General features: G+C 50.4%; 15 protein-coding genes. 9 read left to right on the forward strand and 6 right to left on the reverse strand.

Annotated features, from left to right (window positions below; translation table 11 throughout):
* Nucleotides 1–5: 5 nt before the first annotated feature.
* The 3 genes from GVJ32_RS07400 to GVJ32_RS07410 are packed head-to-tail and all read right to left on the reverse strand — an operon-like array spanning nt 6 to nt 1,674.
* Nucleotides 6–686 carry a ChrR family anti-sigma-E factor gene (locus GVJ32_RS07400; RefSeq protein WP_159239424.1) on the reverse strand — a complete coding sequence of 227 codons (681 nt, stop codon included), beginning with the start codon at nt 684–686 and terminating at the stop codon, nt 6–8.
* Nucleotides 683–1,246 carry a sigma-70 family RNA polymerase sigma factor gene (locus GVJ32_RS07405; protein ID WP_159239425.1) on the reverse strand — a complete coding sequence of 188 codons (564 nt, stop codon included), beginning with the start codon at nt 1,244–1,246 and terminating at the stop codon, nt 683–685. Before GVJ32_RS07405 ends, GVJ32_RS07400 begins: the two co-directional genes overlap by 4 nt.
* 23 nt (nt 1,247–1,269) lie before the next feature.
* Entirely contained in the window at nt 1,270–1,674 is a 405-nt protein-coding gene (locus tag GVJ32_RS07410) for a DoxX family protein (protein WP_159239426.1), read from the reverse strand.
* A 189-nt stretch (nt 1,675–1,863) separates the two neighbouring features.
* Between GVJ32_RS07410 and GVJ32_RS07415 the strand changes: the two genes are divergently transcribed.
* The 5 genes from GVJ32_RS07415 to GVJ32_RS07435 all read left to right on the forward strand — a co-directional run bounded on the left by GVJ32_RS07415 (nt 1,864) and on the right by GVJ32_RS07435 (nt 6,380).
* On the forward strand, nt 1,864–2,874 hold the full coding sequence (locus tag GVJ32_RS07415; RefSeq protein WP_159239427.1) for a cysteine synthase A: 1,011 nt from the start codon (nt 1,864–1,866) through the stop codon (nt 2,872–2,874).
* A gap of 78 nt (nt 2,875–2,952) precedes the next feature.
* Nucleotides 2,953–4,200 (forward strand): cytochrome P450, encoded by a 1,248-nt coding sequence (locus GVJ32_RS07420; protein WP_159239428.1) that lies wholly within the window; start codon nt 2,953–2,955, stop codon nt 4,198–4,200.
* A 66-nt stretch (nt 4,201–4,266) separates the two neighbouring features.
* Nucleotides 4,267–4,839 (forward strand): LemA family protein, encoded by a 573-nt coding sequence (locus GVJ32_RS07425; RefSeq protein ID WP_159239429.1) that lies wholly within the window; start codon nt 4,267–4,269, stop codon nt 4,837–4,839.
* A complete protein-coding gene (locus tag GVJ32_RS07430; protein WP_159239430.1) occupies nt 4,840–5,712 on the forward strand; it encodes a GIDE domain-containing protein in 873 nt (290 codons plus the stop codon).
* 62 nt (nt 5,713–5,774) lie between these two features.
* Entirely contained in the window at nt 5,775–6,380 is a 606-nt protein-coding gene (locus GVJ32_RS07435) for a TetR/AcrR family transcriptional regulator (RefSeq protein ID WP_159239431.1), read from the forward strand.
* A gap of 8 nt (nt 6,381–6,388) precedes the next feature.
* Here GVJ32_RS07435 and GVJ32_RS07440 read toward each other — a convergent pair whose 3' ends face one another.
* Nucleotides 6,389–6,841 carry a DUF2489 domain-containing protein gene (locus tag GVJ32_RS07440; RefSeq protein WP_159239432.1) on the reverse strand — a complete coding sequence of 151 codons (453 nt, stop codon included), beginning with the start codon at nt 6,839–6,841 and terminating at the stop codon, nt 6,389–6,391.
* A 158-nt stretch (nt 6,842–6,999) separates the two neighbouring features.
* Here GVJ32_RS07440 and mtnA point away from each other — a divergent pair, with 158 nt between their 5' ends.
* Genes mtnA through mtnC form a run of 4 tightly spaced genes read left to right on the forward strand, consistent with a single transcriptional unit; the run spans nt 7,000 to nt 9,949 of the window.
* A complete protein-coding gene (mtnA, locus tag GVJ32_RS07445) occupies nt 7,000–8,049 on the forward strand; it encodes an S-methyl-5-thioribose-1-phosphate isomerase (RefSeq protein WP_159239433.1) in 1,050 nt (349 codons plus the stop codon).
* A gap of 11 nt (nt 8,050–8,060) precedes the next feature.
* A complete protein-coding gene (locus GVJ32_RS07450; protein WP_159239434.1) occupies nt 8,061–8,684 on the forward strand; it encodes a methylthioribulose 1-phosphate dehydratase in 624 nt (207 codons plus the stop codon).
* Nucleotides 8,685–8,694: 10 nt separating this feature from the next.
* On the forward strand, nt 8,695–9,240 hold the full coding sequence (locus tag GVJ32_RS07455) for a 1,2-dihydroxy-3-keto-5-methylthiopentene dioxygenase (RefSeq protein ID WP_159239435.1): 546 nt from the start codon (nt 8,695–8,697) through the stop codon (nt 9,238–9,240).
* Between the two features lie 22 nt (nt 9,241–9,262).
* Nucleotides 9,263–9,949 (forward strand): acireductone synthase, encoded by a 687-nt coding sequence (gene mtnC / locus GVJ32_RS07460; protein WP_159239436.1) that lies wholly within the window; start codon nt 9,263–9,265, stop codon nt 9,947–9,949.
* Nucleotides 9,950–9,971: 22 nt separating this feature from the next.
* Here the strand turns inward: mtnC and GVJ32_RS07465 are convergent, their stop codons facing one another.
* Both GVJ32_RS07465 and GVJ32_RS07470 read right to left on the reverse strand, forming a co-directional pair.
* Nucleotides 9,972–10,361, reverse strand: coding sequence for a DUF6491 family protein (locus GVJ32_RS07465; protein ID WP_159239437.1), 390 nt, complete (start codon nt 10,359–10,361; stop codon nt 9,972–9,974).
* 93 nt (nt 10,362–10,454) lie between these two features.
* Nucleotides 10,455–12,890: an ATP-dependent helicase gene (locus tag GVJ32_RS07470; RefSeq protein WP_159239438.1), complete on the reverse strand. Its 2,436-nt coding sequence runs from the start codon at nt 12,888–12,890 to the stop codon at nt 10,455–10,457.
* Between the last annotated feature and the right edge of the window lie 222 nt (nt 12,891–13,112).

Here is a 13,112-nt window from a genome sequence, read left to right on the forward strand (position 1 = left end):
CAATATTACATACCGACAAAGGGCTGAATCAATTTAGCCAACCAGCCCTTAAAGACCAGTGGCGCATCCATCCCCGCCAAACAAATACAATCCATGTCGTCATCTGCTACTGGTTGGTGCTCAACACTGCCATCTAGATCCGCCACATCGCCGGCATTAAACTGACCAAGCTTATCGCTGTAACCACCACGTAAAATCAGTGTTAACTCACTGCCGCGATGGCTATGTACGGGCATTTTTTGCCCTGCAGCAATACGCAGCAAACGCGCTTGTCCTTCACCGCAATCCAATACAATTTGCTTTAGCCCCGGCGCAATCGTTTTTTTCCACGGCAGCTCATCAAAATCAGATTCTTTTAATATATTCCGCAACAAAGATGGCATGGCATCCTGCGCAGAAGTTGCCTCAGCTGTTGTAAGCGAGCCAACAGCCGCAGGCACCTCACTCTGCGATTCCTGCAAGGCCAATCGCGCTAACATATTGTCCCTAGCTCGCATAGACAGCGCTTTAGGCGTGAGCGCAGACATCAACTCACCACCCAAACTTTCACCCGCGCGTACCTGCGAACGGCAATGCGGGCAGAACTGTATATGGCATCCCACTACCAAGGCCAAGGCGGCAGGCAGCGAGCCCGCCGCATAGCTCAGCAAGGTATCTTCATTGGGATGGTGCTCAATCCGGCTCATAAGCCATTTTCTCCAAAATACTGACGAAATGCTTTTATCGCCAGTCGTAAACTCGACTTCACACTACCGAGGGGCATACCCGTTTCTTCAGCAATTTCGCTGTGGCTTTTGCCTTCATAATACGATTTATAAACAACCTGGGCCTGATTCACCGGCAAAGTGTCTAATACCGCCTTTAATCGCTCACCGTCAGCATTTAGACGAACATCCGCATCAACGGTCTCCTCTAAGTTTTCATCTGACTCATAAGCTATACCGCGCTGCTTACGTAATTTATCTATCCATAGATTTCTCGCCACGCGAAATAACCACGTGCTCACTGCCGCTTTTTCGGCATTGTATAAATGCGCTTTATTCCATAAGGCCAGCAAAGCCTCCTGCGCTAGGTCCTCTGCCATTGACGCCGCCGCCCCCTGCCCCAATAAATAGGCATTCACTCGAGGCGAAAAGTGGTCGAATAACAACATAAAACTATCTTTATCGCGGCTTTCTGCAATACGAGCCATACAGCCAGCCCAAAACTCACCATTGCGTTCCTGCTCGACGGCATTATCTGCCATTGATAAACCCCTTAATTCAGACCCTATACGTTGCCTGTAGACTTGTGGATCAACGTCTGATTATTTTCACTGGTTGACCATAAAATAGCGGCAATCAACACAAATTGCAGCGGAATACGCAACCAAAGCAACTCCGGAGCAACCGGACTACCAAATATCGGCACATCACTTATGGCCTGATAAATATTAGCCGGTAACACGAGCAAACAATACAGCGCAGCTAACTTACCAGTGAGTAATCGCGTGCTCGGCAGTAAAATTCCAATCACTAAGAAAAACTCTAGAACCCCTGTCACCCACACAATCAACTCAGGCCAAGGTAAAAATGGGGGCACAATACCAGCAAAATCGTCGGTGACGAGAAAGTGCGCAATACCGCCGAAAAAAAACACCGCGCAAACTAAAACTCTAACCACAATTTTAAGCATATAAGGCCCCACACCACGCTTTAGATTTGAATCGTGGCCTATTCTTAAACGACGTACTCGCCAATAGACCCGTAAACCAAGGCGCTGTTACACGCAATAAGTAAGATTAGCACAGACCAGACGAATAATTAGCATTGCTGCTATCCGCTCCCGCCTATACCATTAAGACTGAAAAACACGGAGAAAAACATGCTTTTGCCTAGCGCTAAATCAATGCCAGACCTTATCGGCAACACCCCATTGCTTCACTTAAAGCAAGTATCAGAGCTCACCGGTTGCACTATTCTTGGTAAAGCAGAGTTTCTAAATCCCGGCGGCTCCGTTAAAGACCGCACCGCACTGGGCATTATTCGCGATGCCGAAAAAAAGGGCACGCTAAAACCCGGCGGCACCATTGTGGAAGGCACCGCAGGTAATACCGGCATTGGGCTAACCTTAATTGCCAACGCGCTGGGCTATCGCAGCGTGGTTGTCATGCCGCACAGCCAAAGCCGCGAGAAAATTGAATTGCTCGATTTATACGGCGCCGACCTCCGCCTCGTAGCCGCCACCAGCTACAGCGACCCCAACCACTATATTCACACCGCCCGCCGTTTAGCCGAAAGCCTTAACGAAACCGAAGCGAATGGCGCTGTATGGGCACGACAGTTTGATAATGTCGCCAATTGCGATATCCACGAAACCACCACCGGCCAAGAAATTTGGGCGCAAACTGGCGGCAATATAGATGGCTTTATTTGTGCCGTGGGTACAGGTGGTACCCTCGCAGGCGTAAGCCGCGCACTCAAAGCACACAAGCCCGACGTGACCATCGGCATTGCCGATCCCATGGGCTCATCGCTTTACAATTACTTCACCAACGGCGAATTACGCGGTGAAGGCCGCTCCATAGCGGAAGGGATTGGCATTAGCCTCGTCACTGACAACTTGCGCCGCGCATCCGTCGACGAAGCCTTTGAAATCAGCGACGCCGAAGCACTACCCTATATCTTCGACATTCTTCGCCATGAAGGCTTATGCCTCGGCGGCTCCTCGGCCATTAATATCGCCGGCGCAGTTCGTTTGGCTCGCAAACTCGGCCCTGGCCACACCATCGTGACCATTCTTTGCGATTACGGTGACCGCTACAAAAGCAAACTGTTTAATCCGGTATTTTTAGAAAACATGGGACTGCCCGCCCCAGACTGGACAAGAAACTAAGCTCCGTGCGCCCCGTATCTGAGGGCTGTTATTACAGCCCTTGCCAATAACAAATCTGACTATCGAGTTTATCTAGCCATGCCGCAATGTCCTTTTGCCAATCTCTTAGATCCAGACACCTATGCGCAAGGAATGCCCTACGAGGCACTCAAAGCCATACGTCAACAGGGGCCGGTGGTAAAAATAGACGACCCCATCACCGGCGTCCCCTATTGGGCAGTTGTCGGCCAAGCAGAACTCGATTTTGTCAGCAAGAACCCAGCACTATTTTCCTCTGCCAAACGCACCGCGTTTCCCATGGAATTCCCACAGGACGAAGTAGACTTTATTCACTGCCACACCATTATCAACATGGATCCACCTCGCCATCAAAAAGTGCGACGAATCGTGCGCGAAGCCTTTACCCCCAAACGGGTAAATTCCTATGAGCCGGCGTTTCGTGCCCACGCCAAACGCATTCTCGACTGTGTTATTGATCGCGGCGAATGCGAATTCGTAGAAGAAGTGGCCGCAGAACTCCCCCTAGTCGCAATATTAGAATTACTCGGCGTGCCAACTGAAGATCGCAAGCAATTTTTTGATTGGACAAACATCATGATGTTTGCCGACGACCCAGATATGGCGGTCAGCGTTGAAGCCGGCCAAATTGCCGCTGGTGAATGTATTAATTACGCCCTCAAACTAGCTGCCTTGCATCGCGAAACGCCCATGAACAATATCACCAGTGCACTGCTAGACGCCGAGGTAGACGGCGAACCCATTTCCGAAGAGGACTTTGCCTGGATGTTTATTCTCATCCTCGTTGGTGGCAATGAATCTACCCGTACCGTTATTTCCCACGGCATGCGTTTGCTGATGGAACACCCCGAGCAACTTGAATACCTGGTTCAACACCCCGACAAAATTACGCTGGCAATTGACGAAATTCTGCGTTACAACACCGCTTTTATTCAAATGCGTCGCACCGCAACAGAAGACCTTGAACTTGGCGGCCAGCAAATTACCACCGGCGACAAAGTCATATTGCACTACCATGCGGTAAATCATTCAGAAGCCGTATTCGGCGATGACGCCATGCGCTTTGACGTGCGCCGCAGTGAGCGCATGCCCAAATTAGGCCAGCAAATACGCTCCTTCGGTATCGGCCAACACTTCTGCATTGGCTCCCACTTAGCACGTTTAGAATTGCAAGTTATGTTCGAAGAGATCATTCCGCGGCTGCGCAATCCGCGCCTACAAGGCAATATTGCTTATACCCGCTCCTATTTCGTTAACGGCATCAAAAACATGCATATTCGCTTTAATACGGCGGCCAAAGCCGACTAATTCGCTTTATACTCTGCCTCAAGGTATTTTAACGACGCCGCACAGCACACGGAAAAGGACTCTGTCATGGAAATTGGATTAATTATTAGCCTCTGCCTCCTCGTCTTCGCCATTGCCTATGTCGTGATGCTGTATAACGGTCTCGTCAATCTCAAACACAATGTCGCCAAACACCTTGCCAATATTGATGTTCTACTTAAGCAGCGCCACGACGAACTGCCTAAACTTATAGAAACCTGCAAACAATATATGCGCCACGAGCAAGACACCCTCACCAAGGTAATTGCCGCAAGACAGCATGTTGCAGATGCACAATCGAATCATGATATGAAGGCCCTAGGCGCCGCCGAAACCGGTTTGCGAGCGTCGATGGGACAATTATTTGCCTTGGCAGAAAACTACCCAGAACTCAAAGCCGACCGCACCTTCACCGCATTACAAGAGCGCATATCTGCACTTGAAAACGCCATCGCTGACCGCCGCGAGGTCTACAACGAGGCGGTTAACAATAACAATGTCCGCATAGAGCAGTTTCCAGATGTCATTATCGCCCGCTGGTTTAACTTTGGGCCCTTTGACTTACTACAGTTCCAAAAAGAAGAACTTAGCGACGTTGATGTGAAGTCACTATTTAACTAAATGGAAACCGATTATTTTGCCCTAGCGATTTGCGCCCTCATCTCCCTCGTCAGCGCGGTAAGCAGCTTTAGCCGCCTAAAGACTGCGAGGGTCATTGAAGACACACCCACCTCTAAAATTCGCTCGGCCCATCAAGGTTATGTCGAACTCGTCGGCTTTGCCAAAGCCGGCCCCGAACAATTGCTGTTAAGCGGGCTAAGTCAAACCCCCTGCCTGTGGTATCGCTACAAAATTGAGCGCTATGAGTCCTCAGGTAAAAACAGCAGCTGGCGAAGTATTGAAAATAAAACCAGTGAACAGCCTTTTATCATTAACGACGGCAGTGGCGATTGCTATGTAATGCCAAATCGCGCTGAGGTCAGCACTATCCGTAAGCGTAGCTGGCAAGGTAATTCTCGCCATCCAAAAAAAACGAGTGGTATTAACCTGTTTGGCCAGCGCTATCGATATACAGAAGAAATGCTCTGCACCGACGACCTGCTTTACGTCATTGGCCTATTTGAGACCCGTCACCCACCCAGCCCCACCGCTGTGCGCGACGCTGAAATGGCTAAAATCCTTAACGAATGGAAACAAGATTACGATAAACTTACTGACCGCTTTGACCGCAATGGCGATGGAGAAATTGACCTACAGGAATGGGAACTGGTAAGAGCCGAGGCGCTACGCAAAGCAGAGCGCCAGCAGCGCACGGCGGGGCCAGTTAACCCAGTACATACCATCAGCTATTCGCCCAATCGTAGACAACCCTATATCATTGCCAGTTCAGAACCTGAGTCACTCAGCCGCCGCTATCGATGGCAAGCTTTGGCACTCTTGCTTGTCAGCGTGATCAGCGCTTCAATATTAATTTGGATGCTAAGGCCGCACTAGCACGTGAACAGAGCTGCCATAAATAAGACAGAAAGACAAAGATAGAAAACAAGGACAACACTATGGCTAACCGCCGCAACACCAAACAACGCATTCTCGATATCGCTGAAGACCTCTTCGCCCAGCAAGGTTTTGGTGCCACGTCGGTAAGCGAAATTGCAGCACAGGTTGGCATTAGCAGCCCAGGTATTTATAAGCACTTTAGCAATAAGCTCGACATCTACGAACAGGTTTGCCAACGCCTATTTGAACCCTTAGCTGAAGCTACCCGCGGCATGGCCGCCGACGCAGAGTTTGCAGAAACCCGCCAACAAATCCATCAGGTTATGTCGCTGCTCGCAAATAAACCCAATACTGCAAGAATAGTTCAGCACGCCACCCTTGCGAGAGACGAGACCCTAGATTTATTAAGCGACCGCTGGTATCGAAAGTTTTTTTCCACCATCAGTGACCCCGCCAGCAATCCCGATAAAGAGTGGATTAATGTGCCCACCGCGATGGCCTTCCATTGCATGATATTGGGCTACGTCACCTTGGCCCCACTGCACAAATCCATCTTTGGCGTAGATCCACTATTACCCGAACAGCTCGAAGCGCAGCTGCAATTCCAGCAAGATATGGTCGACGGGTTAAGTAGTTTGGTTCAACGTCCAATCAAAAAAAAGTAAAGCCTTGCCTACTCGACTAAGACTGCGGCCGCAGCTCGAATTTGCTCGCTGTACTTACCCTCCAGCAAAGCCATTTCGGTACCGTATTTAGCACGCTGCTCCGCCGTTAAATTTTTCCACGCTTGGTGCGTTGGAATATGTGCCAGCGCGGCGGCCATCTCGGTAAATACCCCAGTGTCCTTCTGATAGTTTCTATCTAATCGCGCAGTTTCTGCCAATACCGCGATACGCAACGCCAATTCACTACCGCCCAATTGGCCACCCAAATAGCAGCGCGCTAAAACATCTATCCCCTGCTGGGCATCAACTTGTTCTGCAAGCGACTCCCGCTCAGCTTGCTGCAAGGCACTTTTCTCGGCCTGTGTTTGCAAGCGCAAACGCCACAACAAGTTGCCTGCCACAGCCGCAAGTACGACAATAATAAGCGTAGCCAACCCCAGCCACAGCGCATAATTCGACATTCAAACCCCCTATCTTGGTAATAAGCGTAATACCCACACACATACCGTGTCATCTTCAGTGCTGTGGTTGTATCTACCAGCACGAATCGCGTTTAACAAACCTAGGAGCAGAGCCTCCACTGCCTTATAATTACGGCCCCAAAAACTGGAGGTAATCAGTGACTACTCCTAGCGCTATCATTTGGTCAAACAATCAACTGCAATTGCTGGATCAGCGTATTCTGCCTGTGCAATGCGAATACCTCCACTACCAAGATCCCTTTGCGGTTGCCGATGCCATCCGCGCCATGGTGGTTCGCGGTGCACCTGCCATCGGCATTACCGCCGCCTACGGCATGGTGTTAGCGGCCCAGCAAATCACCAACACACCCGCCAGCGTCGCCGCATGGTGCAGCGCCCTAGCGCCGGCAAGAGAAGCTCTAGCCAACTCCCGCCCCACCGCAGTAAATTTATTCTGGGCCCTAGACCGCTGCGATCAGGTGATCGAAGAACAAGGTAATGGCGGCAAGCTACTGCAGGCACTGACCGAACTCGCCGTACAAATCCATGCCGAAGATATTCAAATTAATAAGCGCATTGGCGACTTTGGCGCTAGCTTAATTCCCACCGACAGTATTGTGTACACACACTGCAACGCCGGCGCACTCGCAACTGGCGGCTACGGCACCGCCTTAGGGGTGATCCGCTCAGCCCACCGCGACGGCAAAATTCGCGGTGTTTTTGCTGGTGAAACCCGCCCGTGGTTACAAGGTGCCAGACTGACAAGCTGGGAGCTAATGCAGGACGGCATTCCCGTCACATTGGCCATCGAAGGTGCGGCCGCCCACATCATGCGCGAGCACCGACCAAGCTGGATGATAGTGGGCGCCGACCGCGTGGCAGCCAATGGCGATGCCGCCAATAAAATTGGTACCTACAACCTTGCCATTATTGCCAAACACCACGGAGCTAAAGTCATGGTCGCAGCGCCGACCAGCACCTTTGACGCCAATATCGACGGTCCGCAAATTCCCATTGAACGACGCCCAGCCGAAGAGATCACCCACAGCTTTGGTAAACGGATTGCGCCAGAGCAGGTGGTGACGAGCAACCCCGCCTTCGATGTCACACCCGCGCAACTCATCGATGCTATCGTTACCGAACACGGCATTATTCATCAGCCAAACCGCGACAAGGTTCTCGCACACCTTGCGGCCGCGCAAAAATAGCAGGTAAGCACATGATTGATAGTAAATATTTTTATCAGCAGGCCATTGCCCTCGCCGCCGCTGGCGAAGATCTATATCAACGTGGTTGGGTTCCAGCTACCAGTGGCAATTTTTCTGCACGGCTCGACGCATCCTCCGCCATTGTCACCGCCTCAGGCAAGCACAAGGGCCGCCTAAGCCCCACCGATTTCATTGCAGTGGATTTACAGGCCAAACCCATTAGCGAAGGCAAGCCCTCTGCCGAAACCGAACTACACACCCAGATTTACGCGTGCTTCCCAGAGGTTGCGGCGGTATTACACTGCCATTCACCCAAGGTAACGGTAATTTCAAAAGCAAACGTAAATGCTACGGCCATCCATTTAGAAGACTATGAACTCCTAAAAGCCTTTGACGGCATTGACACCCACGCCACCCGCGTCGATATTCCGATCTTTGACAACACCCAAAATATTAGCGCACTCGCCGCCGAGGTAGACGCCTATTTAGCTCTTCACCCTATGTGCCCCGCCTATCTTATTCGCGGCCACGGCGTGTATTGCTGGGGCAAAGATATCGACAGCTGTATGCGTAATCTTGAAGCCTTGGATTTTCTTTTAGAGTGTGAATTAGAACTGATGCGCCTTGCGCACTAGGAGTACCGCCATGAGCCAACTCACTATTTTTTCAGACGACAATGCCAAACAAGCGCTGTCTAGCAGCCGCGACCCACAGCAAATTAGCGAGCAACTCAAAGCGGTAGGTGTTCGCTTTGAACAATGGCAAACCCGCGACGACATTGTTGCCGGCGACACCCAAGAAGCTGTGCTGCGCGCCTACGATAGCGACGTAAAGCGACTTATCGCGGAGCAGGGTTATCAAAGCGTCGATGTCATCAGTATTGCCAGCGACAATCCACAAAAGGACGCGCTGCGCCTAAAGTTTTTAGACGAACACACCCACAGCGAAGACGAAGTTCGTTTTTTCGTACAGGGTCAAGGATTATTCGCCCTGCACATTGGCGACAAAGTCTTTGAAGTTTGGTGCGAGAAAGGCGACCTATTAAGCGTACCTGCCAATACCACCCATTGGTTTGACCTTGGGCCACAACCCAACCTAGTCGCAATTCGTTTCTTCAATAATCCCGACGGCTGGATTGCAAACTACACGGGCAATGACATCGCCAGTCGCTATTCGCGGCTCGATGCCTAGTTCAGGCTAAAAGGAATATTTTGTGATCAAAGCCATCCTTACCGATATCGAAGGCACTACTAGCTCGATTCAATTTGTGCATCAGGTGCTCTTCCCCTATGCCGCAAAAAATCTGCCTGAGTTTGTTCGTCAGCATCGCGGTGACGACGCCGTTGAAGCCGCCTTAAATGAGGTCGCAAACCAAGCTAAACTCGACATAGACAATACCGAGCAATTAATTCAGCAGTTACTAGAGTGGATCGCAGAGGACAAAAAAGTCACCGCGCTAAAAGCGCTGCAGGGACTCATTTGGGATCACGGCTACCGCAACGGCGACTACCAAGCCCATATTTACCCAGACGCACTTGATGCATTAATTGAGTGGCACAAACAGGGCATCGCGTTATATGTATATTCATCTGGCTCTATTCACGCCCAGAAATTATTTTTTGGGTTTAATGAAGGCGGCGATCTTCAATATTTATTTAAAGACTACTTCGACACCACTACCGGCCCCAAACGCGAGGCCACGTCTTACCGCTTGATACAAAAGGCTATAAACCTAGCCGCGGAAAACATTCTGTTTTTGTCGGATATCCGTGAAGAAGTGGATGCAGCGGTAGAAGTCGGCATGCATACCGCGTGGGTACAACGCGACACCGCCGCGCCGGTTTCAGATCCGCAGCATCAGTGCGTCGGCAGTTTTGCTGATATACAACTACCGAACTAATACTAAGTTTATATCGCGCAAATTATTCAGCGCGAACTAGCTTAGAAATTGACTCAATACTGCAGCGTTTAGACACACCCGCTTCTGGCACAATAATCTCATCAAACTTGGTAAGGGAATTGGTGCGGGTTTTAAACACCAATGATTCTGTGCTTCGCAGCTGGTTGCAGCGGCTTTTCAGACTAATAAGATAATGCTCAGAAATGCCATTGCTAAACATAAAATGCTGGTTGTCTAAATAGGTCCAATCGCTGATTCGGTACGATTGAATTTGGTCAACATTTTCACCAGGGCGAAAACCGTACTCGGCCAAGCGTTCATCTAAGCCCTTGGCATCCTCTTTTACACCGCCACATGCGAGCAATGAGAAAGCCATCAATATCAGAAGATTACGTTTTATTACCGTGCTCATATTCACCTCCAGATGAATGTTCGCCACATTAGTGCCATGTTCATCAGACTCTATATTCGCTATTAGGTTCGTCGTGCTGAAACACCGCAAGCCCTATTTATTCGCGGCGATACGTGTCGCGCGAAACAAATCTCGCCGAAAAGTTTTACTGCCATCGCGAAACCGAACGTGGATGAATCGCGAATCAATATCTGTGACCACGCCGCGACCAAATTTACTGTGCGCCAAAATATCGCCCGTCGCAAATCCGCTCTGTCCTTCCAATGTCGGCAGCACATCCTCTGACGATGACTCAACCAGACCCAGTGCACCATCAAGAACTAGCGACGGAAAATACACGTGCTTGCCACTAAACTGCACCACCACACCATGCTCATCGACCCCGACGATTCGGCCGCGACCGTGAACCGTATGCACAAGCATTGCGCCTAGGTCGTATTTTTCATGTAACGGGATGTCTTTTGCGAAGTCACTGCCGATGTCTAACGCGGCAAGATAACGCGTAGCGATTTTGCTAACCGACATGTCCGCGTTGATCGCATTCTCCGCTAATGACCTGCCTAGCTTTATTGACTGGGAAAGATTCATTTCCTCTAAAAATGGGCTTGGCAGTATATTTAATTCAGGACGCACTCCACCGTTAAACCCATTTACACAATCTAAATTTGGCGCAAATAAATACAGCGCGTCAATTGCGCGGGTCATGGCAACATACATCAAGCGCCGTTCAGATTCCTGCTGTTCAGCATCGGGGCGTCGCCTTTTACCTGCTTGGTAAGGCATATAATGCGCGCTCAAATTCGGCAAAATCACCACCGGCCATTCCAGCCCCTTACTGCGATGCATAGTGGTGATGGTCACCGCATCGGTGGTTGGCTGGCTGGTCTTAGTATTAAACTCCGCACCACCAAAACCTAAGCCCTCGACCATGTCGATAATCGCCGCCGGTGCTTGATCTTGCTGCATGGCGACAAAACTGACAAAGGCACTAATCGTTGCCGCTCGGTTTTCACCGTCTTCACTATTTAAGGCGTTTTCACGAACTGATTTCAGCAAATCTAAATCGGCTAAAAAGGTGGATAAACCATCACCGGCAAGACGTGACTTTTCAATACCTTCAAGCGCACCGGCGACGCGCGACAGGCGCTGTTCTTGGTATACCGTCAATCCTTCTGCAGACATCCGCAGCGCATTAAAACCCATGCCATCACTGAGGATACGCCGCGCATAGCCGCGCAAGGCCTCATGCTTAATTTTTAGTTCGCAGAACCGCAAAAAATCGAACAATTGCTGTTCGCAGTCAGACGAGGGTTGCTCGTAAAAACGCCCCGCCATAATCCGCAGCAATACAATTAACACCTTGGTTTCTCTGCGCTCCAATACCCGACTACCGCCGCTAATGCGATTCGGTATGCCACGCTGTAACAAGACTAATTCAACCGGTGCTGCCTGCGCCCAAGTCCGGCATAAAAACACCATATCCCGAAAGGGTCGGCCCGCCGTGTGTTCGGCTAAACACACTTCCGCTAAACACAAGCCGTCTGCGGATTGGGCGCGCAATTCTACTTTGGTGGCGGGGGCATTATCAGCGCTGATACACAATACCGGCTCGCGGCGCTGATTATGTGAAATCAGGTGGGCCGCCGCTAAAGCCAAACAGTGGCCGTAACGGAAGGTACGCGACATTTGATAATTAATATGGGGATAACTCGCGCCAAAGTGTTCAAGCATATACTCAGGGCGCGCACCCCGAAATTCATAAATACACTGATCGCTATCACCCACCACATGTAAGCGGGCACGATCACCGGCAAGGGTTTTTAAAAGGAAGAACTGTATATCGTTTATATCTTGGAATTCATCGACCACAAATAACTCGACGCGATTTGCGAGAAAATCCGCCAATTCAGGCTTGGCCGCAATCACCATACAGGGATCATAAAGATAGTCAGAGAAGGTTACCCTGCCAGCGGCCTTCCGCCACTGTTCAAACCGCGCAAAGGCTTCAATAAACAATTGATATTGATCTGGATAGTAAGCGCCGTAAAACGTGGTTTCTGGGGCGAGCAAGCTAGATTTTGCTAAATCGACAAAGCCCGCAAAGGCATCAAGCCATTGTTGCTGCTCATCGCGAATAGCCTCCCGCTGGGCAGACGTACCCGCCGACGCCTGCAGGGCTCGCAACATTTCAAGGCCGGTCTGCGCATCACCCAGCGGACTTGGGTCAAATGTAGGTAAGTACCCCTCCTTTGCCAAGGCCATGGCCAAATTTCGGCCCATAGCATGAAAGGTCCTTACCGGCGGCAAGGCAAATGTGGTACCGGCGGCTAACTGCAATTTGTAGCTAAAGTCCTCTTGCGCCGCTTTATTAAACATCACAACCCGCACTAAGCGCGGGTCCATGCCCGACTTGAGGCGCTCAAGCACATAACGCACCATCGTCGTGGTCTTTCCTGCGCCAGCAACTGCGGTCACCCGCGCGTGACCGCGAATATGGCTGGCGACTAAACGCTGTTCTTCAGTCAGCATGACAAAGTTGCTTGATAGATCATGATACGGATGCGGCGAGATTGTCCTAAATTAGCAGGTGGGGAAGGATAGCAAGGTTTTCATTATTTTTCCGAATTAGCCCTGTCATCAGGGTACACATAACTCTCGTTTCGATATCACGTAGTCATTTGTTACAATTTGCGCCACACTAGGCTATCTCACTCCGTTCATCCCAGCAGAGTAGTCTTTACTGCTAGTTTA

The sequence above is a fragment of the Zhongshania aliphaticivorans genome (assembly GCF_902705855.1).
GTDB lineage: Bacteria > Pseudomonadota > Gammaproteobacteria > Pseudomonadales > Spongiibacteraceae > Spongiibacter > Spongiibacter aliphaticivorans_B.

Coding starts and splice junctions, on each gene's coding strand:
- GVJ32_RS07470 (WP_159239438.1), bottom strand. CDS start 12,890: ATGCTGACTGAAGAACAGCGTTTAGTCGCCAGCCATATTCGCGGTCAC.
- GVJ32_RS07415 (WP_159239427.1), top strand. CDS start 1,864: ATGCTTTTGCCTAGCGCTAAATCAATGCCAGACCTTATCGGCAACACC.
- GVJ32_RS07440 (WP_159239432.1), bottom strand. CDS start 6,841: ATGTCGAATTATGCGCTGTGGCTGGGGTTGGCTACGCTTATTATTGTC.
- GVJ32_RS07420 (WP_159239428.1), top strand. CDS start 2,953: ATGCCGCAATGTCCTTTTGCCAATCTCTTAGATCCAGACACCTATGCG.
- GVJ32_RS07425 (WP_159239429.1), top strand. CDS start 4,267: ATGGAAATTGGATTAATTATTAGCCTCTGCCTCCTCGTCTTCGCCATT.
- GVJ32_RS07465 (WP_159239437.1), bottom strand. CDS start 10,361: ATGAGCACGGTAATAAAACGTAATCTTCTGATATTGATGGCTTTCTCA.
- GVJ32_RS07410 (WP_159239426.1), bottom strand. CDS start 1,674: ATGCTTAAAATTGTGGTTAGAGTTTTAGTTTGCGCGGTGTTTTTTTTC.
- GVJ32_RS07455 (WP_159239435.1), top strand. CDS start 8,695: ATGAGCCAACTCACTATTTTTTCAGACGACAATGCCAAACAAGCGCTG.
- GVJ32_RS07430 (WP_159239430.1), top strand. CDS start 4,840: ATGGAAACCGATTATTTTGCCCTAGCGATTTGCGCCCTCATCTCCCTC.
- GVJ32_RS07400 (WP_159239424.1), bottom strand. CDS start 686: ATGAGCCGGATTGAGCACCATCCCAATGAAGATACCTTGCTGAGCTAT.
- GVJ32_RS07450 (WP_159239434.1), top strand. CDS start 8,061: ATGATTGATAGTAAATATTTTTATCAGCAGGCCATTGCCCTCGCCGCC.
- GVJ32_RS07405 (WP_159239425.1), bottom strand. CDS start 1,246: ATGGCAGATAATGCCGTCGAGCAGGAACGCAATGGTGAGTTTTGGGCT.
- GVJ32_RS07435 (WP_159239431.1), top strand. CDS start 5,775: ATGGCTAACCGCCGCAACACCAAACAACGCATTCTCGATATCGCTGAA.